This is a genomic window from Pseudarthrobacter enclensis, from assembly GCF_030811655.1.
In the GTDB taxonomy this organism is placed as follows: domain Bacteria; phylum Actinomycetota; class Actinomycetes; order Actinomycetales; family Micrococcaceae; genus Arthrobacter; species Arthrobacter enclensis_A.
Map to the genome: position 1 here is coordinate 209,370 of NZ_JAUSRE010000002.1, position 20,231 is coordinate 229,600.

Here is a 20,231-nt window from a genome sequence, read left to right on the forward strand (position 1 = left end):
CTCCGGCGGCCTGCCTCCTGACGAACAGGCACAGAGCATGAAGACCTTCCCGCCCGCTACCTTGACGCCACCGACCGCCGATGCCCGCAGGAAGCCGTGGTACGCCTCCCTTTTCGTCCAGATCCTCGTGGCGGTGGTGGCGGGTGTGCTGGTCGGGCACTTCTGGCCGGCCCTCGGCGCAGGGCTCCGGCCGCTCGGCGACGGGTTCATCCAGCTCATCAAGATGATCATCGCCCCGCTGATCTTCCTGGTGATCGTCACGGGCATCGCGGCCGTCAGTGACGTTAGGGCAGTGGGCCGGGTTGGGATCAAGGCGCTGGCCTACTTCACCGGTGCCACGCTGTTCGCCCTGGCCTTCGGCCTGGTGGTGGCCAACCTGGTCCAGCCGGGAGCGGGGCTCAACATCGACCCTGCCACCCTGTCTCAGGACGCCCTCAACGCCAAGACCGCCACCGCCCCGCCCAAGGATGCCGGCGCTTTCGTCCTCGGCATCATCCCTACCAGCGTCGTGGGCGCCTTCGCCAGCAACAACCTCCTCCAGGTCCTCTGTTTCGCCGTGTTTTTCGGGGCGGCGATCGTCGTCGTCGGCCGCGAGCGCTGCCTGCCGGTGATCACCCTGATGGAAACCGTGCTGGAACTGTTCTTCAAGATCATGGGCTGGGTGATGCGCGTGGCGCCGATCGGCGCGTTCGGGGCCATGGCCTTCATCATTGGCCAGTACGGCCTCGACTCCCTGGGGACGTACGCGGTGCTGGTCGGCGCCTGCTACGGCGCGGCGGTGGTGTTCATCGGGCTGCTGTTCGTGGTGGCGTGGGTTTACCCCCGAGTGCCGCTGTGGCAGTTCCTGAGGTACACCCGGGAGGAGTTCCTCCTGGCACTGGGCACGGCATCTACCGAGTCGGTCCTGCCGCGGATCATGACCAAGCTGACCAACGCCGGGTGCTCCCGGGCCACCACCGGACTGGTGGTCCCCACCGGCTACTCCTTCAACCTGGACGGCGCCGCAATCTACCTGTCCATCTCCTTGCTCTTCCTGGCCCAGGCTTTCGGCTACAACCTTGACCTGGGACAGCAACTCGCGGCCCTGGGAATCCTGATGCTGACATCCAAGGGCATGGCAGGAGTTCCAGGATCGGCCTTCCTTGCCCTGTCTGCCACGGCAGGGGCGCTGGGGATCTTCCCCGTGGCCGGAGTAGCCCTGCTCCTGGGCGCCGACCGGCTGATGGACTCCATGCGTGTGGTGGTGAACCTGCTGGGCAACTGCGTGGCCACGTTCGTGGTGGCCAAATGGGAAGGCCAGTTCGACCGCGAGGCGATGCTGCGGGCATTTACCGGTGGCGACACGGCCACCGACGACGCAGAACAGCCATCCGTGGCCCCGCTGCCGGCCGCTCCCGCCGCGGCGCGCTAGGTGCATCACGTCGTGGTCCGGTCGGTGCTGGTGTCTGGTCCGTGCTGCACACTGTCCCTATGACTTTTGCGAACGTGGGAATGCTCGGAACCAAGCCCGGCCGGCGCGACGCCCTCGTGGCCATCCTGCTCCGGCCCAAGCCTGGGCTGAGGGAAGCAGGCTGCCTGCTCTACGAAGTGGGGGTCAATGAGGACGTTCCGGACGCGGTGTTCGTCTCCGAACTGTGGGAATCGGCGGAGGCGCACCAAGCGTCGCTGCAGCTGGACAGTACCCGCGCTGCCATCGACGAAGCCATGCCGTTGCTGTCAGGGGAAACAGCGGGCCACCGGTTCACGGTTCTGGGGTCGCCGCTGCGGTGACCCCGGAACCCGGCGTCGCTTCGTCCGCCCCTGGTGCTGCCTCGAAACATGGGGGTTCCGTGATGAGTGTTCGACCTCATTCGGGGTAAGGGGGACACATGAAACCGTTGCCCGCACTTGAGCTTGTCACCCGCCTTGAGGACGCCGAATGGCTTGACCCGCTGGCCAAGAGCGTCCGGAAAGCCGTCAAAAAGGTCATCAAGCCCCAATGGGCCCGCGATATCTTGCACGGCGTCCCCATCGGCCACCCGGTGCATCCCCTCGCTGTCCAGGTTCCCATCGGTGCGTGGCTTTCGGCCGGTGTGCTCGATGCTGTCCCAGGTGGTGAGAAGGCAGCGAGGCTGCTGATTGGCGTGGGCGCTGCCAGCGTGCTCCCGCCCGCGCTCGCCGGGTTCACCGACTGGTCCCAACTCCACCCCCAGCAGCAGCGGGTTGGCCTGGTGCACGCAGCCGCCAACGTTACGGCGACGGGCCTCTACGTCGCGTCCCTGGTCCAGCGGGCCAGGGGCAGCCAAGGCAGCGGCAAGGTGCTCGCTTACCTCGGGCTTGCCATGGTCAGTGCCGGCGGCTTCCTCGGCGGCCACCTCTCCTACCGGCAGGCGGCAGGGGTCAACCACAGCGAGGAAATCCCGCACCGCTTCCCGTCGGGTTGGCACCCGCTCATCCCGCTGGCGGAACTGCCCGAGGGCGGACTTCACAAGCAGACCGTGGCAGGCATTCCGCTGCTGGTTCACCGCGACGGCGACACCGTCAACGTGCTCTCCGACGTCTGCAGCCACCTTTCCGGACCGCTGCACGAAGGCAAGATCAAGGACGACGGCGGTGACCCGTGCGTCGTGTGCCCTTGGCACCGGAGCACCTTCTCGCTGCGCACCGGCGAGGTGAAAGCCGGCCCCGCCACCTCCCGGCAGCCCGTCTTCCAGACGCGCGTCACCAGCGGACTCGTGGAAGTCTGCCTGCCCGGGGCGGACGGGTAGAGGCCGTTCGGCCCTACCGGGGACGGCCGGGCGGCGGAAGACTTTGTCCGTGGGGGTCCAGGGGAGTTGGATGCCAGGTGAGCGATCTTCGCGAGGACGTGTCGGTCCTCTATAAGGGGCGGAAAGGGTCGGTCGACTTCATCGACGTTCCTTCGCTGCTCTTCGCCCTCATGCCGGGCCAGGGTGACCCGGAAGGACCGGAATTCGCCGACGCGCTCCAGGCGCTCTTCACGGTGAGCTACGCTGCGCATTTCGGGCTCAAGAAGCAGACCGGCGAGCTCACGAAAGTGATGCCGCTGGAAGCGTTGTGGTGGTTGGATGGGGCCGGGGATGAGGACTCCATGGAGGCCGTGACAGCTGGCTTCGGCGGCCTCCCGGGAACCGGCCGCGGGTCATGGCGGTGGCAGGCCATGATGGTGCAGCCCGATCCCATCGATGAAGCCTTGCTGGAGCAGGCCAGGGAGCAGTCCCGCGGCAAAAAACTCCCTGCACTGGACCGCCTGCGCTTCGAACGGTGGGAAGAAGGCCGTTGCGCGCAGACGCTCCACGTGGGTCCTTATGCTGATGAGGCCGGCACCATCGCCGTGCTGGATGCGGCCATAACGGCCGCCGGGTTGAAGGTCCATGGCAAACACCATGAGATCTACTTGGGCGACCCCCGCCGCAGTGCGCCTGACAAGCTGCGCACACTGATCCGCCATCCCGTGGCGTGAAGGCCCGATCATGCGCCTGACCGAGCCGCGGGAGATTGCCTCCGGCGTACTGATGATGACCGCAGGGTCCGGTCCCTTGGCCGTGAATCTATATCTCATCAGGTCCGGTCCCAGTTGGGCCCTTGTTGATTGCGGCTGGGCCCGCAGCGCGGAACCGGTTCATCGGGCGGTGGAACGGGTGCTCGGCCCTGGGAATGTCCCCAACGCCATCTTCCTGACGCACATCCATCCCGACCATTCCGGTGCTGCCGGTGCCCTCGCCCGGCTGTGGGACGTGCCGGTGTACGTCCACAAGGCCGAGTTGCCCATGGCGGCGGGCAAATACGTTCCTGAATTCTCAATGCCGTTGGACCGCTGGATCGTTGCGCCGTTCCTGTGGTCGCTCCCGGCGCGTGCCCGCCGTCGGCTTGAAGCGGCGGGTGATATCAGCGACGTAGTCCACGGCCTGCCGGGTGACTGGGAGCTGCCGGGCCTGCCTGGCTGGGCTGCAGTTCCTACCCCGGGCCACACCCCAGGGCACGTTGCCTACTGGCGATCCAGCGATGCTGTCCTGATCACCGGTGATGCCGTGGTGACCGTGAACTTGAACTCGGTAGGCGGACTCCTGCTGGGGGTGCCCGATCTGTCCGGGCCGCCCTGGTACACCACGGGGAACATGGAATTGGCCAAGGACTCCGTCACCCGCCTGGCTGGACTGGGACCCCGCCTGCTGGCACCCGGCCATGGGCAACCCCTGGCTTTTGGGATCGTTCCCCGGTTGCGGGCCCTGGCCGCGAAGGAGCCAAAGCAGCGGATAGCGATTCGCCGCCGGGCCGCGGGAGCGCCCGGCGCTGTCTAGCTCACAGCTATCGAAGTGCCGCTGCCATTCTGGGTCCGACTCCTACGATGCTTTCGGGTCTAGAGTTCTCAATGAGCAGAGTACGTACAAAGTGAGTGCTCAAATGGAGAACATCATGACGATCGACAAGAACGGACCGGACGTCTTTACGCGCTTTACCACCAGGACGGCCAAGATACTAGGACACGCCTGGGTGTTTGTCTTAGCCGTCGCTGTACTGATCGTCTGGGCGTTGACCGGGCCACTGCTGGGTTTTTCAGACACCTGGCAGCTGGTCATCAATACCAGTACCACAATCGTGACGTTCCTGATGGTGTTTATCATCCAGAACACCCAAAACAGGGACACCGCAGCCTTGCATGTGAAACTCGATGCCTTAATGCTCGAACTCAAGATCAGCAACGCGAAGCTGTACGAGGCCGAAGAGGAAGGCGAGAAAGAAATCGAGCGACAGCGTCGCCGGATCGAGGAAGCCGCCGAAGAAGGCGGATAACCTGGTCCTCGCCGTATCCGCTGGACTATCCCAAAGCATGCTGAATAGCCTGAAATCCATTGGACCAAGAAAACTTCGACAGGGCGGAGGTCCCCCCTCATGGCCATCAAGCTGAACGACGCCGCACTTCGTCACGCCCGGCAACTGATCAAGGACTCCAGATTCGCACGCGATGCCCGCGACGACTGGAGCGAACATGCCCCGGACACGGATCAGGAAAATGCGTTCATAGACAAGCACGGCTACGCGGAATACGGCACTTGGCACCTGGGCGAAGACAGCGACAAGACTCCCGAAACGAAGGGCCGCTACAGCTTCCCATTCGGGGATTTCCGCCGACTGCACAGGTGCGCGATACTGGCCATCGAAAGCCGGGCCGCCCAAAACAACCACGACGACATCGCCAAGGCAGCAAAGTCGCTGCTTGAGGAACTCGACAAGGACTAAGCGGCACCAATAGATCCGCAACCGGCGCAGGTGACAGTCTGCGGATTATGCCGGGTCCGGGCACGATCACCCCGGAGTTGACGGCCAATCCCTAGCTGGGTGCGCTGACCCATTCGCCCCTTCGCAGCACTGCTGTGAGGTTCAGGTCCTGGCCAAGGACGACGACGTCGGCCTGCATCCCGGCCCGCAGGTCGCCCACGTGCGACGAGAGGCCCAACAAAGATGCCGGGACGGCCGAGGCTGAGGTCACCGCATCCCGGAAAGGAACTCCGGCAGCCACGCAGGAACGGACAACGTCCAGCAACGTGCTGGTACCGCCGGCAATGGCGCCCGTAGCGTCGACGCGGGCTACGCCGCCTGCCACCGTTACGGAGAGTGATCCGAGCCGGTACTGTCCGTCCGCCAGGCCGGTAGCGGCCATGGAATCCGTTACCAAAGCGATGTTCCGGGGCCCCACCAGGTCAAATACCAGCTTCACCGTTTCCGGCGCCAGGTGCACGCCATCGGCGATCAGCTCCACCACCGCCTTCCCGGCCCGGGCAGCGCTCAGGCTCGCTGATATCGGCCCGGGGGAGCGGTGGTGAAGTGGAGGCATGGCATTGAACAGGTGCGTGACCGTTGGGCGTTTCCTCCCGATGGGATTGCCGGCCGAGTCTAAAGCCGCCGCCGCGCACGCCAGGAACCCCTCAGCGGTCGCATGGTCCGCGGCGGTGTGTCCCAGGGACGGGATGATGCCGCGGGCCCCAAGCCGGCCGGCGAGTTCGGCGGCGCCGGGCAGTTCGGCAGCCAGGGTCATGGACGCCAAGGTTGGCCCTGCTGCGGCCAGCATGCGGTCCACTAAAACCGGATCCGGTTCCAGGAGCAGGCCGGGATCGTGCGCGCCGCACTGCTGCCCCGAGAGGAACGGACCTTCCAGATGCGAGCCTGCAATCAGCCCGTGGCCTGCCAGCTCCCGCAGCATTCCAAGGTTCCGGACCAGGTCCTCCGGCTCTCCGGTGACCAGGCTGGCCAGCAGCGTTGTGGTTCCACGGCTGTGCAGGTAGCGTGCCGCCCGCTCGGCGCCGTCCGGATCGCCCTCGGAGAAATCCGAACCGTAGGCGCCATGGCAGTGGATGTCCACCAGGCCGGGCACCAGGACCTGGCCCGCGGGTGCGTCCGGCGGAAGTTCTCCGGGGAAGTCCTGCGCGGGCCCCGCGAAGGTGACCAGGCCGCCGTCGGCCGCTACCACCCCGTCGGCAATATCCAGCGACGCGGTGACGATACGGCCGCGGAGAACAATGTCATCGCCCATCATTGAAGGTCCTTCGTTCCTCGGTTGCGTCAGCGGCCACTGCGGCAGCCATGCGTGCGGCCAGGTCCGGATCCGCGGCGCCGCCGGCCCTCTCCCCGCCGCCTTCAGCACGCCAGCGCCGGGCGCGCGCCGAGGTGTGCACTGCGTGGACTCCCGCTTCAATGAGCGACGGTACCAGCGCCAGGGTGACACCGCCGCCTGCCATGATCTGGACCGAGGGTGCGCTCCGGCCTCCCTCCTGCACCATCCTGCCCAGCATGGCAAGCCCCGCGGCGCAGTCGGGGCCGCCACCGCTGGTGAGGACCCGGTCGACCCCGGCCTGCTCCAGCCGGGAGAGCGCTTCCGCCGGGTCCATGCCGGCGGCCAGGGCGGCATCAAACGCCCGGTGGAACGTGACCTCGGCATCCGGCTTCACGGCTTTTGCTGCCGCCACGATGCGGCGCATCGCGGGAACATCCGGGCCGCCGTCGGATGCCAGCACACCCACCACCACTCCGGCGGCTCCGGCTGCCAGGGCCACGACGGCATCGCGCTCAATGACATCCAGTTCGTCATGCGCATAGGAGAAGTTGCCCGGCCGCGGACGCACCAGGACGTGGACGGGAAAGCCAAGGCCGCATGCCTGCTCAATGGTGCCGATGCTCGGCGTGATGCCCTCTGTTTCCGCCAGGGCTGCGCACAGTTCGACGCGGGCCGCGCCGACCTTGGCGGCCAGCCGGACGCCGTCGGCATTCTCCACGGCCAACTCCAGCTTCGGCACGGTCCGGGCCGCGGGAATCCGCCGGGAGCTCAGAGTCCCTGCCATGCCGGCTTCCGGCTGAAGGTGTCCTGGTAGTACCCGCGGTGGGCGAGCCGCGAGGCGGCGGCCTCGTCCAGCAGTACCGATACGTGCGGGTGCAGTTGGAGGGCCGACGCCGGGCAAAACGCCCCGACGGGACCTTCGACGGCGGCCGCCACGGCCTCTGCCTTGGCCTCGCCCATAGCCAGCAGCAGCAGGTGCCGGGCATCCCGGATGGTGCCCAGGCCCTGGGTCAGCACATGGTCCGGCACATCCTCCGCGGCGTCAAAGAAGCGTGCATTGTCCAGGCGGGTTTGCCGGGTAAGCGTCTTGATGCGGGTGCGGGAGGCGAGCGAGGACATAGGCTCATTGAAGCCCACATGGCCGTCCGTCCCGATGCCCAGGATCTGGACATCCACCCCTCCGGCAGCGGCGATCCGGGCCTCATACTCGGCGGCCTCCGCCTGCGGATCCCGGGCCATGCCATCCAGCCCATGGACCGCACCGGCATTGAAGTCCACGCTCGCCGTGAATTCCGCCCGGATGACGGAATGGTAGGACTGCGGATGGCTGGCAGGCAGGCCCACGTACTCGTCCAGCAGGAAGGCCTGGGCTGCTGCGAAGCTCAACCCGCCATTGCGGTGCCGGTCGATGAGTTCCCGGTACGTGCCCAGGGGAGTGGAGCCTGTGGCCAGTCCAAGGACGGACGGCCCACGGCGGACCTGGTCCTCGATGGCGTCCGCAGCCGTGCGGGCAACGTCGTCAGGGGTGGGAAGAATGATGATTTCCATGCGGTCTGATGCTTTCGGCTGGAGCTGGTGTTGGCGGACTACTTTGCGGCTTCGGTTTCCACCGTTACTTCGTCGTCTTCGCGGCCTGGCGTGCGCAGGTTCCAGCGCTTGATCACGAAGGAGAAGAGGAAGTAGTAGATCGCCGCGTACCCCAGGCCAATCGGGATCAGCATCCACGCGTTCTGCGCCTTGCCGAAGTTAAGGACAAAGTCGATCAGGCCGGCTGAGAACGTGAAGCCGTCATGGATGCCCAGTGCGTTCACCAGGGCCATGGAGGTTCCGGTCAGGGCTGCGTGGACGATGTAGAGCGGGAAGGCGACGAACATGAACGAGTACTCGAGTGGTTCGGTGATGCCGGTGAAGAACGCCGTGAGAGCGGTGGAGAGCATGATGCCGCCCACGATCTTCTTCTGTGAAGGCTTGGTGTGGCGCCAGATGGCAAGGGCCGCGGCGGGCAGGCCGAACATCATGATGGGGAAGAATCCGGTCATGAAGGTGCCCGCGGCGGGGTCGCCGGCGAAGAAGCGGTTGAGGTCGCCGCGGACCAGGTGGCCGGACCCATCGGTGTAGTCGCCAATGAGGAACCAGACGCCGGAGTTCAGGATGTGGTGGAGCCCGGCCGGGATCAGCATGCGGTTGGCGAAGCCGTAGATGCCGCCACCAAGTACCGCGTTGCCTGCCACGGCCTGGCCTACTGCGGTGAGGCCTGCGTTGAAGAGCGGGTACAGGAGGGCCAGGACGACGCCGGCCACGAGGCTGGTGACGGAGGTCAGGATGGGCACCAGGCGCCGGCCGCTGAAGAAGCCGAGGAAGTCAGGCAGCTTGGTGCGGTAGAAACGCTGCCACAGTCCGGCGGACAACAGGCCCACCACGATTCCGGCGAGGACGCCGTAATTGATCATGGCCTGCTTTCCTGCGGGGTCCAACTGCCCGTCGAGGACCAGGGGGGACATGGCCTTGAAGACGCCGTCGATCACCATGTAGCCCACCACTGCTGCGAGGGCGGTGGAGCCGTCTGCCTTCTTGGCCCAGCCGACAGCGATGCCGACGGCGAAGATGAGCGGCAGCCAGGTAAAGACTGCGTTGCCGGCGGCGGAGATGACCGCGGCGCCGCCCTCGAAACCGGGGATGGCACCGAGCAGGTCGGCCTGGCCGATGCGCAGCAGGATGCCGGCAGCGGGCAAGACTGCGATGGGGAGCATCAGGCAGCGGCCCAGCCGCTGAAGGGTGGCGAAGGCCCGGTTTGGCTTCTTCTCTGGAGCCAGGGCGGTGGTCTCGGACGTTGACATGTTTGCACCTCTGCGGGTTCTGATGGGGGCTTGTGGAGAAACGGTTCCAGCCGGTACTGTCTGGTTATGACCAGTTCAGTGTGATTCATCCCACGGTCCGGTGTCAAGGAAGGAAGATTCCCTCCACGACGGGCCGCCCGTGGCGAAAGAAGCCATCATTGGTCGTACCAGGGCCGCCGGCCCAGGGTTGGAGGATGTGCTCCGCGCGGGGCACCGTCAGAAAGGGCAGCCATGTCCAAAGCAGAAAAAATAATTGAAGGCCTGGGCGGAGCCGGCAACATCGTGGAAGTGGAAGCGTGCATCACGCGGCTGCGCACCGAGGTGAAGGACTCCTCGCTGGTGAACGAGGCCTCGCTCAAGGCTGCGGGAGCCCACGGCGTCCTGGCCGCCGGCACCGCTGTGCAGGTCATTGTGGGCCCCGAGGCGGACACGCTGGCCGAAGACATCGAGGACCTCCTCTAGTGGCGGGATCCTTGCGCGTCCATGCCCCGATCGGCGGCGCGGTCATTCAGCTGGCCGACGTGCCGGACCCTGTCTTCGCTGGCCAGATGGTGGGGTCCGGCGCGGCGGTGGAACCGCCCGCCGGGGTGGCGTTCGACGTCGTTTCCCCCGTCGCGGGGAAAGTGGTCAAGATGCTGCCGCACGCCTTCGTGGTGGTTGAGGCGTCAGGCCTCGGTGTCCTGACGCACGTGGGCATCGACACGGTGAAGCTCAAGGGTGAAGGCTTCAAGGTGCTGGTGGCCCAAGGGGACGTGGTCCAGGCCGGCGAGCCGGTCATGCACGTGGATCCCACCGCAGCCCTGGCCGCGGGCTACTCGATGGTGAGTCCCGTCGTCGTACTGGACACCAAGCCGGACACCGCAAACGTTGTGGATGGCGGCGCCGTAACCGCGGGCGAACTGCTGTTTACGCTCCACTGAAGCGCCTTCTAGAGGCGGACTTCCATGGTGAGGGAGTAGCGGTCCGATCGGTACCAGGAGCGCGAATGCTCGATGGCCAGGGTGCCCGAATAGGACACCCTGTCAAACGCAAGCACCGGCGCGCCCGTTCCCGTCCCGAGGAGCGCCCCGACATCGGCCGGGGCGCCCTCGGAGCGCACGCTCTGGCGTGCCCTGTCAATCTGGTGCCCGAATTGCGCAGCCAGGGCCTTGTACACCGAGCCGGTGAGGTCGATGCCCAGCAGTCCGGGCGCGTGCTGGGGGTTGTACCAGGCGTCGTCCACGCTCACCGGCCGGCCGTCCGCCAGGCGGAGCCGCTTGAGGTGGAATGCCTCCGCGCCCGGAGCGAGGCTCAGTGCGTTTGCAGTGTCTTCCGGCGCTGTGACTTGTTCGGCCACCAGCACCACCGTGCTGGGAACGTGGCCCATCGCTTCCATCTCCTGCGTGAACGAGGCCAGGTGCAGCGTGGACTGGACGGGTGAGTCCGCCACGAATGTGCCCTTGGCCGGAACCCGCACCAGGTGACCTTCGTTGACCAGGCGGCCGATCGCGGCGCGCACGGTGATGCGGCTGACCCCGTACGAATCCATGAGGGAGCGCTCGCTGGGCAGCCGGGCGCCGGGCTCCAGTTCCTCCTTGGCAAGCTTGAGGATAATGAGCCGGAGCTGCTCATGCTTGGGCACCTGCGAATTGTTGATGGCCGCGTTGGCCACCTGTGCGGTGCTGCCTGGTGTGGCCGACATCCAGCCCCTCCTCATTCTGGAGCGGTCCGGTTAGGACCACTTCCTCGGATTATTCCACACCAAACCAGCGGTTATTTTGCGTTCTCAGTGGGAACCTCTGAGAATACAGGTACTAAGCATGCTGTCTATTTGGAGGGTGACCTGATGCGAAAAGTTTCTGCGCTTGGAGTTGTAGCTGCGGCGATGCTGGCGCTGGCCGGCTGCTCGGGAGGAGGCGGTGGTACTGCCAGCCCGTCGGGCACCGCCACCGCATCCGCCTCTGCCAGTGCGACTGCCGAAGCCAAGGTGTATTCCGAGGATGAGTTGCGCAACCTCATCTCCGGCATGAAGGACGACGACGGCAATGAGCTCAAGCTGTACTCCAAGGACCAGGTTGCCCAGGGCGGCAACATTGCCAACCTGCTCATGAGCACGGCCACCATCGATCCCAAGGACTGCAAGGACATCGCAACCGCCGGCCTGCTGGACAAGGTGGAGAACGGTAATGTCGCCGTCGCGCTTTCTGAAGGTAACCAGCCGCGCACGCTGTCCGCTCAGTCCGGCAGCGACGGTCCGGATGCCGTCAAGACCCTGAATGACATCAGCGGCAAGATGGACCAGTGTGCCAAGTTCTCCGTGTCCGCGCTGGGACAGAAGTACGACGTCTCCAGCCAGGAACTCCAGGCGAAGACCGACGCTGACAAGACGTTCGCCACCGTCAGCACCCGCAGCGGCGATAACCAGCAGAAACTGATGCAGGTTTCCGCGGCCCAGGGACGCCTGCTGGTGGTTGCCACCAAGAGCGGCAAGGACCTGGGTGACAAGGACCAGAAGGAGCTTGAGGGCCTCATCAACGATGTCCTGAAGAAGGCTGAGGGCGGGGCAACCTCAAGCCCCAGCTCCACCGGTTCGTCCGGTTCGGCAGGCATGTCCTCGCCGGGCAGCTCGGCGTCCTCCACTGCCTCGCCCACCTCGTCTTCCACCTCTTCGGCGACGATGTCCTCGGGCAGCGACATGTCGTCATCGGCCTCCCCGACATCCTCGCGGTAGCCGCGGCACGGCAAAAAGCAGCACGGCAAAGAAGAAGGGTGCCGCCCGGGATGTGAAGTCCCGGGCGGCACCCTTTTCTCTGTGATCGTCTACTTCGCTTTGCCGCCCAGGCGGACGCCGGGGCCGGTGTTCACGGGAAGTTCGGAAACCACTTCGCGGGTGGGTGCGCCGCGGAACTTGGGTGAGGGCTCCTGTCCTTCCGTGAGGCGCTGCAGTTCCTGCCCCTCGAAATCCTCCTCCTTGCCGAGGAGGATTGCGGAGTCATGGTTGGTGATCTCGCCCCTGAAGGCCCGCACCATGACGCTGCGGTCGAACTGGCCTTCCCATTTGGACACAACAAACGTGGCGACGCAGTTGCCCAGCAGGTTGACCACCACGCGCATTGAGTCCATGAGCCGGTCTGCGCCCAGGAGGAGCGCGACGCCGGCCACCGGGAAGATGCCGAGCGCTGCGGCGGTTGCCGAGAGGGCTAGGAATGACGAGCCCGGGACGCCTGCCATGCCCTTGGATGTCAGAAGCAGCACCCCAAGTGCTGCCAGCTGCTGGCCGAGGTCAAGGTGGTGGCCAAAAGCCTGGGCCAGGAAGAGCAGCGAGATCGAAAGATAGATCGCTGCGCCGTCCAGGTTGAAGGAGTAACCGGTGGGAACCACCAGGCCCGTGGTGGCGCGGGAGCAGCCGGCGTTGGTCAGTTTGGTCATGATCCTGGGCATTACTGCTTCGGTGGATGCCGTGCCCAGGGCCAGGAGGAATTCCTCGCGGGTGTACTTCAGGAACTGCCAGAGCGGCACCCGCGCAAAACTCCACGCCACAACGAAGAGCAGGCCGATGAAGATCACTGCGGCGCCGTAGCAGGCCGCGATCAGGACCGCATAGGTGCTCAGGGTATCCAGCCCGTACTGGCCGATGATGAACGCCATGGCTCCGAACGCACCAAGCGGTGCCACCTTCATGATCCAGGCCATGATCTTGAAGATCAGTTCCAGGACCGTTTCCATGACGTTGATGACCGGCAGGCATTTCTCCCGGCCGATGACGACGATTGCAGCGCCGAAGAAGACGGAGAAGAACAGGACCTGCAGGAGGCTGTTGCTGGCAAATGCGCCGATGACGCTGGCTGGAATGATGTCAAGGATGAATGAAGCGGCATCCTTGGGCGGCGCCGTGCCGGTCTTTGCGTCCAGGTCCGCCTGGGACAGTGTTGAGGGGTCGATGTTCAGCCCGGCGCCCGGCTGGATGATGTTTCCGACGATCAGTCCAAAGACCAGGGCGAACAGCGTGGCTGCCGTGAAGTAGAGCAGGGCCTTGACCCCAACCCTTCCAACCGCCTTGACGTCGCCTACGGCCGAAATTCCGGTAACAATCACCAGGAAGATCAGCGGCGCGATGATCATCTTGATGAGTTTGATGAAGCCATCTCCAAGCGGCCTCAGTTGGGAACCGAGGTCGGGCCAGAAATGCCCGATGAGTACACCTGCCACGACGGCGATCAGAATCTGGAAGAAGAGCGACTTGTACAGTGGCTTCCTCTTCGCGGGCACCGAACTCGCCTTCAGTGCCTCAGGGTTTGGGATCTTCATTGACCTTTGCCTATCAATTGGGAACAACCCGTTTGCGGGGCTGTTTCCAAAGTAATCCTCGTCACACTTATTCCGCAAGAGGAAAACTGATTTCCGCATTATGGAACGTAAATCGCGCTTTGTGACCGCCCGCTCCAGTGGCTCCCAGGCGTCCAGCCCTACATGATGCCGGTCGGCACCAGCAGCGCCCAGGCAAGTGCAGGAGCGATCACTACCACGCCCCCCGCGTAGAACATCAGTTGCCGGTAAACCCGCTGCCTGTCGTCCTCGCGGGCGTTGGCCACCACCAGGGCGCCGTCCGTGGAGAAAGGGGAGACGTCGACGACGGTGGCCGCGATCGACAGCGCGGCCACGGTTCCGGAGGCGCTGAGCGAGCTCGTGGCGAGCAGGGGACCGGCCATGGGGATGAACGCTGTCAGCAGCGCGGTGGAGGAAGCGAAGGCCGAGCCAACGCCGATGACGTAGCAGAGGACCAGCGCGATCAGCAGCGGAGCACCCAGGGCCAGGGCCTGCTTGGCCAGGGTGTCGATGACCCCTAGGTGCTGCAGCAGGGAGACGTAGGTGATCATGCCGGCCACCAGCAGGACCGTGGACCAGGAGATGCCGCTGATGAAGGTCCTGTGTTCCTTGATGTTGATGAAGGCGAGCAGGAGGCCGGCGGAGAGGGCCACGAATCCGATGGGCATGTGGAAGCCGAGGGTGCACACGAGCATCGCGGCGATCAGTGCCAGCGTCAGGACCTGCTCACCATGGGGCCGTTCGGTGGCCGGCGTACCGATGTGCGCGTGCTGGCCGCCGGTTCTGTCCCGGAGCCTGCCGGTGAGGGCGAACAGGATGATGGTCAGCACCGAGAGGATCAGGTTCAGGGCGAAGCTTGCGGCGAACAGGCCGCCCTGGGAGATGGGGAAATGGTTCCGCAGGGCGATGTCATGGACCAGCACCCCCGCGACCGAGAGCGGGGAGAAACCGCCGGCGTGGGCACCGTTGATAATGAACGCGCCCGTGGCCACGGGGTGGAGGCGGGATTCGTACGCGAACCCAAGGGCTGCGGGAGCCAGCAGCGCGATCGCGGCAGGGGAAAACGTGCCCAGCGAGGTCAGGGCTGCAGCGGCCAGGAAGAACACCCAAGGCAGCAGCAGCGTCCTTCCGCGGACCATTCGCACGCAGGCCTTGACCAGGATGTCGATGGTGCCGTTCCGCTGCGCCATGCTGAAGAAGTAGGTTACGCCGATGATGGTCAGCACAATGCTGGCCGGAAACTCTTCCAATATCTGCTGGTCGGACATCCCCAACATGAAGTAGCCGACGCCGAAGGAGGCAACCAGCGCCATCAGGCCGATGTTGAGGGGCCACCTGGTGGCGATGACGAACATCGCCACCAGGATTACCAGCGGGACGATCTGCACGACGGTCATGGTTGGCTCCGGGCCCGGGCGGCCGCCTGGTTGAACACGCCGCGGAGAACGAGGGCAAGTACACCCGGGATGGCCACGCCGGCCACCGTCCAAGCAGGATACGACGCCGGGTGGAAGTGTGCGCGTGCGCCCTCCGGAGTTTCCGGGGCGCCGGAAAACAAAACTGTCCGTGGTTTTCATGGCCGGGTCCGGGAAAGCCCTTAGGCTGGAGGCCGGGCAGGAGCTTCCCTGGCCCGGCCCAACAGTCCCAGGTGAAAGGCAGGACCATGACGGTTTCCAGCGACGATCCCCAGAACACCACAGACCTCCGGGGACCCGGCGACCCCGACGAGGCCAAGGACCAGGCCGTTAAGGCGCCCCAGTCGGGCCAGCATCCGGAACAGCCCGGCGTAGCGAACATCCGTGAGGAACAGCAGGCCCATGCGGCCGGAACCGTGCCGGCGTCATACGTGGGAGGCGAAGAAGCGGCCGCGGAACCCAAGCCGGAAGAGGCGCTGGAGGAACCAGGCACCTGGGACGACGAAGTCTGAGATGATCATCCGGGCTGATATTGACCAGGCGGCGCGCCGCACAGCAGGCCTCATCCGCAGGACGCCCGTCATGGCGGCGGACACGGATGTCTTCCCCGGCTCCGTATGGTTCAAATGCGAGTTCATGCAGCACACCGGGACCTTCAAGGCCCGGGGCGCCCTGAACCGCATCCTCGCCAGTAAGGAACGCGGGGAACTGCAGGCAGGGGTCGGCATAGTGGTGGCGTCCGGCGGTAACGCCGGGCTGGCCAACGCGTATGCGGCCAGGCAGCTTGGCGTGCCCGCTACCGTGTTCGTCCCCCAGGCCGCGCCTGCCGTCAAAGTGGCCAAACTGAAGGCCATCGGCGCCACGGTGGTCCAGGGCGGGGCGGAATATGCGGCAGCCTACGAGGCCGCGGTGGCTCATGCAGAAGAAACCGGCGCCGTCTACTGCCACGCCTATGACCAGCCGGAAATCGCCGCCGGCGCCGGAACCGTCGGCATCGAGCTGCTGGAACAGGTGCCGGACGTGGATACCGTCCTGGTGGCCGTGGGTGGAGGCGGCCTGATGGCGGGAGTGGCTGCCGGCGTCGAAGGATCAGCAAAAGTGGTGGCCGTGGAACCTGCAACGGCACCTACCCTGCATGCCGCCCTCGCAGCCGGGAAACCCGTGGATGTGGCCGTGTCCGGCGTCGCCGCAGACTCCCTGGGTGCCCGCCGCGTCGGCGACATCGGCTTCGCGGTCGCGGTCCGCTGCGGCGTCGAAAGCGTCCTGGTCAGCGACGCGGACATCATTGCGGCACGCTCGGCACTCTGGAACGACTACAGGATAGTGGTGGAGCACGGCGCTGCGGCGGCCTACGCTGCGTTGACCGCCGGAGCTTACGTACCCTCAGGGGCCGAGCGGGTTGCCGTCATCCTCTGCGGTGCCAATACGGACCCGGCCACGCTTTGACGCAGCCCGGGCGAACAGGACGCCCGGGCTGGATCAGCTGACTACTGGCCGCCGGCCTGGCCGCAGAACTTGGTGTAGGTGCTGCCGGCTTGCTGGTAGCCGGACTGGAGATCGGCCAGCTTGTCCTTGTCCGGGTTTTCCTTGGCCTGCTCGTCCGTGTACGCCAGGATCTGGGCAAGGGCGGGCTTGAGGTCGTCCGAGGCCACCGCGTGGATGGGCCGGATCTGGTTGGCGAGGTTGTTCATGCCCGTCTTGCCGGCGTTGTTGGCGGGGTTCGACACGACGGCCTGGATCCGCTCGCACGTTTCGGCGGTGGTCAGTTGGTGTGTGGCTGTGCAGGCCGTGGCAGAGGCAACGAGGCCGGCGGCAAACAGGGCTGTGGCGAATTTCTTCATGGGTCCCTCGGTAGTGGTCAGAGGTTTCGATTGTAAGCAGATTGGCTACCCCCATGCCTTCGCAGGTCCTCCACCTGCCTGAAAGTAACGCCTGGAAGCAGTCCCGTAACACGGAACCGGCCGGCAGTTATGAACTGCCGGCCGGTTCCGCGGGATGTCCCCCTTGGGTATGGCGGGGTACTGGACGGTACGCCGCGTTAGATGGTCCGCTGTGCCTTGGCCAGGTTGTCCTTCAGCTGCGCGGCGGTTTGCCGGGCCACATAGGCAGGGCGGTCCCGTTCCACACGCCAGCTCTCCGAGAGCGGGCCGACGTTGACCGTGTCGAAGCCGAATTCGTCGTAGAGGCGGGTGACCAGTTCGGCGGCTTCCGGGTAGTCGCTGGCGGTGGCCAGGGCACGGCGGCCTTCCGTGCCGGCGGGCTCCCCGTCAGTGGTGATGTCCTTGGCCATGATGTGGTTGAAGCCCTTGGCTACCTTTGACTGCGGAAGGTGTTCCTGCAGCATCCCGGAGGTGGTGGTTTCGCCATTGTCGAGGGCGGGGATCCTGCCGTCCCGTTCCCAGTAGTAGTTGTTCGTGTCGATCACAACCTTGCCTGCCAGTGGCTCCACGGGGACGTCCTTGTAGTTCTTCAGCGGCACCGTGACCACGGCGAAGTCGCCGGCAGTTGCTGCCTCGGCTGCCGTTGCTGCCCGGGCCGTCGGGCCAAGCTCTGCCACCAGGTCCTGGAGGGTCTCGGGGCCGCGTGAGTTGCTGATGACCACGTCGTAGCCCAACTGCACCGCCTTCCGTGCAACCTGGCTTCCAATACGTCCTGCGCCAATGATTCCGATTGTTGTCATACGGGCGGCAACACCCGCCCCTGCACAGATATTTCACGCGGCTGCGGGGAATAAAAGGCAGGATGCGTGCCTACCTTCCCAGGTAGCGGCCCGGCCGGTGGTTCAGGGCGAGGACCAGGTTCAGGAGGGTGGCGCCGGCAGCGGACAGCAAAACCATCAACGGAGACACGAGGACGAGTGATGCCAGGACAATGGCCACGTCCAGCACCATCTGCACATATCCTGCCCGCCACCCCAGTTTCTCCTGCAGCAGCAGGGCCAGGATGTTGAAACCGCCCAGGCTGGATTTGTGCCGGAACAGGATCAGGAGTCCGACGCCGGCCAGCAGGTTTCCGCCGAGCACGCCGTAGACGGGGTTAAGGTGCAGCGACCCCAGAGCAGCCGGGTGCAGGCTGGCCATCAGCGAGACAAGGGCGATGGCACCGCCCGTGCGGAGGGCGAAGTTCCAGCCCTTCTTCCAGACCGCCAGGCCGAAGAACGGGAGGTTCACTGCGAAAAAGATGACGCCGAACGGAAGTGCCACGGAATAGCTGAGCAGCAGCGCGAGTCCGGCTGTCCCGCCCGTCACCGCTCCGCTCGACTTGAGCAGGAACAGCCCCAGCGACGCCGCGAAGGTGCCGGTGAGGATGCCCAGGACGTCCTCAACCACGGAATGGCGGGCTGCCGACGGCGGCGCGGAAGGTCCCGCCGTCGGCTCTTCCACGTGCGCGGCCGGCGCAGCAGTGGAAACGTAGGGAGCTTCCGTGGAGGTGCTCACTCGGCTGCACCCCCTTCCGGCACGAACCGGCCGCGGTCGGCCAGGACGGCAAGGACCCGATCGTTGGTGGTGGCGTCGGCGAGGGTGATGCGGACGCCGTCCACGGCATAGCCGCGCGCCAGGATGTCGGCCCCGGACAGTGCGTCCAGGAGTTGCACGCGCAGCTCGTCGGAGGCCCGGATCCAGTAGAAGTTGGCCTGGCTGTCCGGGGTGTCCCAGCCGTAGCCGCGGAGGGCCTGGATAACCCGGCGGCGTTCCCGGGCCACCGTCTCGGTCCGCTCGAGGATTTCCTCACCGGCCGCCAGCGAAGCGACCGCGGCGGCCTGGGCCATCCGGTTCACGCCGAAGGGGACGGCGGTCCGGCGCAGGCCTTCGGCAATATCGGGGTGCGCGATGGCGTAGCCGATCCGCAGCCCCGCCAGCCCGTACGCCTTGGAGAAGGTCCTCAGGATGCAGAGGTTGGGGTACCGGCGGTAGAAGTCCATGGAGTCGACGCCGCGGCCGCGCTGGAACTCGATGTAGGCCTCGTCCAGCACCACCAGCACCCGCGGCGGCACCGAGCGGAGAAACTCCTCCAGGGCCTCGGGGCTGATGGACACGCCCGTGGGGTTGTTGGGCGAGCAGAGGATTACCAAGCGGGTCCGGTCGGTGATGGCTGCTGCCATGGCGTCCAGGTCGTGGTGCTCGGTGGCCAGCAGCGGCACGGGGACGGACACGGCACCCGCCACGGCCACCAGGATGGGGTAGGCCTCGAAGGACCGCCAGGCGTACACCACTTCGTCACCGTGCCCGCAGACGGCGGAAATGATCTGCTGCAGCACGCCCGAGCTTCCCGGCCCGCAGGCTACTTCGTCGGCAGTGAGATCGAAGTGGCGGGCAATGGCATCCCGGGCCTCCACCGCGCCCATGCTGGGGTACCGGTGGATCCGGCCCGCCTGGGCAGACATCGCTTCAAGGACCGAGGGCAGGGGCGGAAAGTGGTTTTCGTTCGAGGCAAGGGCTGCCGTCAGGTCAGACTGGGCGCTCTTGCCGGCCACGTAAGCAGGGAGTTGGGCGACGGCGGCGCGGACCTCGGGGGCCGCGGCTTCCGGAAGGGTGCTTGTCATGGACAGCATGGTGCGGGGGTGCAGGACACCTGCGCAACAGAGCCGTATCCGGCAGGACAGATCCGCTTCCCTGAAGCATCGATAGTGGCAAAATGCTCACTATGCACCTCATTGATGCTCTTGACGCAGAGATCCTCCTCACACTCGACCGGGACCCGCAGGCAACGGTGCTGTCCCTCTCGAGGACGCTGGGAGTTGCCCGCAATACCGTCCACGCCCGGCTCCGCCGCCTGGCCAACGATGGCAGCCTTGCTCCCTTCAGCCAGCGCGTGCGGACGGAGGCGCTGGGCCTGCCCCTCATCGCCTTCATCTCGATTTCCATCAGCCAGTCGGTCAGCGACAAGGCCGTTGCCGCGCTGCAGAACATCCCGGAGATCATCGAGATGCACGCCACCACAGGAGATGCCGACCTGCTCGCCAAGGTGGCCGCCAAGGACCCAGCCGACCTCCACCGCGTCACCAACGCAATGCTGGCGATTGACGGCGTCGTCCGTACCAGCACCGCCATGTCCCTGGTGGAAGTGATGCCCACCCGCACTCTGCCGCTGCTCCAGGCGGCGACGCGCAAGTAGCGGGTGCTG

General features: G+C 65.7%; 24 protein-coding genes. 13 read left to right on the forward strand and 11 right to left on the reverse strand.

The annotated features are described in order from the left end of the window. Positions 1–37: 37 nt before the first annotated feature. From J2X98_RS02665 to J2X98_RS02695, 7 genes are all read left to right on the forward strand, one after another. On the forward strand, positions 38–1,411 hold the full coding sequence (locus J2X98_RS02665) for a cation:dicarboxylate symporter family transporter (RefSeq protein ID WP_307303987.1): 1,374 nt from the start codon (positions 38–40) through the stop codon (positions 1,409–1,411). 59 nt (positions 1,412–1,470) lie between these two features. Further along, the gene (locus J2X98_RS02670) at positions 1,471–1,770 is read left to right on the forward strand and encodes a putative quinol monooxygenase (RefSeq protein ID WP_307303989.1); all 300 of its coding nucleotides are present in this window, start codon (positions 1,471–1,473) and stop codon (positions 1,768–1,770) included. A gap of 98 nt (positions 1,771–1,868) precedes the next feature. Beyond that, positions 1,869–2,747 (forward strand): Rieske 2Fe-2S domain-containing protein, encoded by an 879-nt coding sequence (locus tag J2X98_RS02675; protein ID WP_307303990.1) that lies wholly within the window; start codon positions 1,869–1,871, stop codon positions 2,745–2,747. Positions 2,748–2,824: 77 nt separating this feature from the next. Continuing rightward, entirely contained in the window at positions 2,825–3,460 is a 636-nt protein-coding gene (locus tag J2X98_RS02680) for a GyrI-like domain-containing protein (protein ID WP_307303992.1), read from the forward strand. 10 nt (positions 3,461–3,470) lie between these two features. After that, the gene (locus J2X98_RS02685) at positions 3,471–4,298 is read left to right on the forward strand and encodes an MBL fold metallo-hydrolase (protein WP_307303995.1); all 828 of its coding nucleotides are present in this window, start codon (positions 3,471–3,473) and stop codon (positions 4,296–4,298) included. Positions 4,299–4,413: 115 nt separating this feature from the next. After that, positions 4,414–4,791: a low affinity iron permease family protein gene (locus J2X98_RS02690; RefSeq protein ID WP_307303997.1), complete on the forward strand. Its 378-nt coding sequence runs from the start codon at positions 4,414–4,416 to the stop codon at positions 4,789–4,791. 99 nt (positions 4,792–4,890) lie between these two features. Next, a complete protein-coding gene (locus tag J2X98_RS02695; RefSeq protein WP_307303999.1) occupies positions 4,891–5,238 on the forward strand; it encodes a hypothetical protein in 348 nt (115 codons plus the stop codon). A gap of 91 nt (positions 5,239–5,329) precedes the next feature. Here J2X98_RS02695 and J2X98_RS02700 read toward each other — a convergent pair whose 3' ends face one another. The 4 genes from J2X98_RS02700 to J2X98_RS02715 are packed head-to-tail and all read right to left on the reverse strand — an operon-like array spanning position 5,330 to position 9,387. Beyond that, positions 5,330–6,529, reverse strand: coding sequence for an N-acetylglucosamine-6-phosphate deacetylase (locus J2X98_RS02700; protein WP_307304207.1), 1,200 nt, complete (start codon positions 6,527–6,529; stop codon positions 5,330–5,332). After that, positions 6,519–7,334: a copper homeostasis protein CutC gene (locus J2X98_RS02705; RefSeq protein ID WP_307304001.1), complete on the reverse strand. Its 816-nt coding sequence runs from the start codon at positions 7,332–7,334 to the stop codon at positions 6,519–6,521. The genes J2X98_RS02700 and J2X98_RS02705 overlap by 11 nt, the downstream gene beginning before the upstream one ends. After that, positions 7,319–8,098 carry a glucosamine-6-phosphate deaminase gene (gene nagB, locus J2X98_RS02710; RefSeq protein ID WP_307304003.1) on the reverse strand — a complete coding sequence of 260 codons (780 nt, stop codon included), beginning with the start codon at positions 8,096–8,098 and terminating at the stop codon, positions 7,319–7,321. Before nagB ends, J2X98_RS02705 begins: the two co-directional genes overlap by 16 nt. Positions 8,099–8,136: 38 nt before the next feature. After that, positions 8,137–9,387 (reverse strand): PTS transporter subunit EIIC, encoded by a 1,251-nt coding sequence (locus tag J2X98_RS02715; protein ID WP_307304005.1) that lies wholly within the window; start codon positions 9,385–9,387, stop codon positions 8,137–8,139. Between the two features lie 231 nt (positions 9,388–9,618). On the opposite strand from J2X98_RS02715, the gene J2X98_RS02720 reads away from it, so the two are divergent. Then, positions 9,619–9,849, forward strand: a complete 231-nt coding sequence (locus J2X98_RS02720; RefSeq protein WP_018760887.1) for a glucose PTS transporter subunit EIIB — start codon at positions 9,619–9,621, stop codon at positions 9,847–9,849. Next, the gene (locus J2X98_RS02725) at positions 9,849–10,307 is read left to right on the forward strand and encodes a PTS sugar transporter subunit IIA (protein WP_307304010.1); all 459 of its coding nucleotides are present in this window, start codon (positions 9,849–9,851) and stop codon (positions 10,305–10,307) included. The genes J2X98_RS02720 and J2X98_RS02725 overlap by 1 nt, the downstream gene beginning before the upstream one ends. Before the next feature lie 8 nt (positions 10,308–10,315). Here J2X98_RS02725 and J2X98_RS02730 read toward each other — a convergent pair whose 3' ends face one another. Further along, a complete protein-coding gene (locus tag J2X98_RS02730) occupies positions 10,316–11,068 on the reverse strand; it encodes a GntR family transcriptional regulator (protein WP_141945671.1) in 753 nt (250 codons plus the stop codon). Between the two features lie 144 nt (positions 11,069–11,212). On the opposite strand from J2X98_RS02730, the gene J2X98_RS02735 reads away from it, so the two are divergent. Then, on the forward strand, positions 11,213–12,097 hold the full coding sequence (locus tag J2X98_RS02735) for a hypothetical protein (protein ID WP_307304013.1): 885 nt from the start codon (positions 11,213–11,215) through the stop codon (positions 12,095–12,097). An 89-nt stretch (positions 12,098–12,186) separates the two neighbouring features. On the opposite strand, the gene J2X98_RS02740 is transcribed toward J2X98_RS02735, so the two are convergent. Together J2X98_RS02740 and J2X98_RS02745 are read right to left on the reverse strand one after the other, a co-directional pair. Then, a complete protein-coding gene (locus J2X98_RS02740) occupies positions 12,187–13,674 on the reverse strand; it encodes a cation:dicarboxylate symporter family transporter (RefSeq protein ID WP_307304015.1) in 1,488 nt (495 codons plus the stop codon). 158 nt (positions 13,675–13,832) lie between these two features. Then, entirely contained in the window at positions 13,833–15,089 is a 1,257-nt protein-coding gene (locus J2X98_RS02745; RefSeq protein ID WP_307304017.1) for an SLC13 family permease, read from the reverse strand. A 266-nt stretch (positions 15,090–15,355) separates the two neighbouring features. Between J2X98_RS02745 and J2X98_RS02750 the strand changes: the two genes are divergently transcribed. Further along, complete coding sequence (locus J2X98_RS02750) at positions 15,356–15,619, forward strand: hypothetical protein (protein WP_307304019.1); 264 nt, start codon at positions 15,356–15,358, stop codon at positions 15,617–15,619. Position 15,620: 1 nt separating this feature from the next. Continuing rightward, positions 15,621–16,553 carry a threonine/serine dehydratase gene (locus tag J2X98_RS02755; protein WP_307304021.1) on the forward strand — a complete coding sequence of 311 codons (933 nt, stop codon included), beginning with the start codon at positions 15,621–15,623 and terminating at the stop codon, positions 16,551–16,553. 41 nt (positions 16,554–16,594) lie between these two features. Here the strand turns inward: J2X98_RS02755 and J2X98_RS02760 are convergent, their stop codons facing one another. The 4 genes from J2X98_RS02760 to hisC form a co-directional block, all read right to left on the reverse strand. After that, positions 16,595–16,948 (reverse strand): hypothetical protein, encoded by a 354-nt coding sequence (locus tag J2X98_RS02760; RefSeq protein WP_307304022.1) that lies wholly within the window; start codon positions 16,946–16,948, stop codon positions 16,595–16,597. A gap of 197 nt (positions 16,949–17,145) precedes the next feature. After that, the gene (locus J2X98_RS02765; RefSeq protein WP_307304024.1) at positions 17,146–17,787 is read right to left on the reverse strand and encodes an NADPH-dependent F420 reductase; all 642 of its coding nucleotides are present in this window, start codon (positions 17,785–17,787) and stop codon (positions 17,146–17,148) included. Positions 17,788–17,857: 70 nt separating this feature from the next. Further along, on the reverse strand, positions 17,858–18,544 hold the full coding sequence (locus J2X98_RS02770) for a YitT family protein (RefSeq protein ID WP_373460821.1): 687 nt from the start codon (positions 18,542–18,544) through the stop codon (positions 17,858–17,860). Beyond that, the gene (gene hisC / locus J2X98_RS02775) at positions 18,541–19,659 is read right to left on the reverse strand and encodes a histidinol-phosphate transaminase (protein WP_307304025.1); all 1,119 of its coding nucleotides are present in this window, start codon (positions 19,657–19,659) and stop codon (positions 18,541–18,543) included. Before hisC ends, J2X98_RS02770 begins: the two co-directional genes overlap by 4 nt. An 83-nt stretch (positions 19,660–19,742) precedes the next feature. Between hisC and J2X98_RS02780 the strand changes: the two genes are divergently transcribed. Continuing rightward, the gene (locus tag J2X98_RS02780) at positions 19,743–20,222 is read left to right on the forward strand and encodes an Lrp/AsnC family transcriptional regulator (RefSeq protein ID WP_307304027.1); all 480 of its coding nucleotides are present in this window, start codon (positions 19,743–19,745) and stop codon (positions 20,220–20,222) included. Positions 20,223–20,231 lie beyond the last annotated feature (9 nt).